The sequence below is a fragment of the Alcanivorax sp. HI0044 genome, from assembly GCF_001634945.1.
Genome location: NZ_LWEZ01000527.1, coordinates 1 through 1,257 on the forward strand (window position 1 = coordinate 1; position 1,257 = coordinate 1,257).

The window sequence follows — 1,257 nt, forward strand, 5'->3', positions numbered from 1 at the left end:
TTGTACGCGGCGGAGTGGTTTTTCACTCTGCTTTTTACGGTGGAATACGCCATTCGCCTTTGGGTCAGCGACCGACCGCTGCGCTATGCACGCAGCTTTTTCGGGGTGGTGGATTTACTGTCCGTCATCCCGACCTATCTGAGCCTGTTCATCCCCGGTTCCAATTACCTGCTTACCATCCGGGCGCTGCGGGTACTGCGCGTGTTCCGGGTCATGAAGCTGGCCAAATTCATGGGCGAAGCCAACCAGCTTGGCATCGCCCTGGTGCGCACCCGCCGCAAGATCGCGGTGTTCATGTTCTCCGTATTCGTGGTGATTATTATCTTCGGCAGCCTCATGTATGTGGTGGAAGGCCCGGAGAACGGTTTTTCCAGTATTCCGCAAAGTATTTACTGGGCCATCGTGACCATTACCACCGTAGGGTATGGCGACATTTCACCGCAGACGCCGTTCGGCAAGCTGATTGCTTCCCTGGCCATGATTACCGGCTACGCGATTATTGCCGTGCCCACCGGTATCGTCACCGCGGAAATTTCCGCCGCCCGCGTGAGCATGCGCTATGAACGTGAATGCCCGGGATGCCACCGCCATTCCCACGAGCCCGATGCCCGCTTTTGCCTGCAATGCGGTGAGGAATTACCGAAGCTGTCGCTGAAAGGCCCGGATGATTAAAGAAAGCGGCAGAGTTTTAGCTTCTGGCTTGGATCGTCCTGCGGACGATGTCCTCGCTTCGCTCGGTTCGCACCCGGTTCGCACCCTAAACGGTGCTCCTACAGCGGCTTCGTAGAAAAGCAGATGCCGAGTAACTTTTCCGCCTTTCTTTATCGAAGCGAGCGTAGCTCTTAGCTCACCCCTGCCTTTATTAACCGTCTATTAATCCTTTCTCTCGCAACACCTGAATAAACAGATCAGGCTCTGGGCGAACCCGGTAATTGTCTGTCAGGTGCTGATACACCAGCCGGCCTTCGCCATCCACGATAAATACCGTTGGCATAACGGTGTCACTGTCGTAGCCCAGCGCCTCCAGCCCGGCCGGGGTACCACCCGCATCGACAATACCTAAAGCACGCGCCGCCTGATTGTCATCATCGCGCAGGTATTCAAAATCCACCTGAAATTGCTTTGCCAGATCCGCAGATTGGCTGTGGGACTGCGGGCTGATCAACGCCACCCGTACACCCTGATCCTGCAACGACTGATATTGCGCTGCCACTTCACGAATCTGTGCCATACACAACGGGCACCAGTTGCCGCGGA

At 56.1% G+C, this 1,257-nt stretch carries 2 protein-coding genes; one reads left to right on the forward strand and one right to left on the reverse strand.

Annotation, left to right across the window (positions count from 1 at the left end):
• Window positions 1-672, forward strand: a 672-nt coding sequence (locus A3730_RS06280; RefSeq protein ID WP_063537732.1) for an ion transporter, incomplete at its 5' end; no start/stop codon positions are given.
• Window positions 673-862: 190 nt separating this feature from the next.
• Here A3730_RS06280 and A3730_RS06285 read toward each other — a convergent pair.
• A partial coding sequence (locus tag A3730_RS06285) for a peroxiredoxin (RefSeq protein ID WP_156500975.1) occupies window positions 863-1,257 on the reverse strand: 395 nt, incomplete at its 5' end.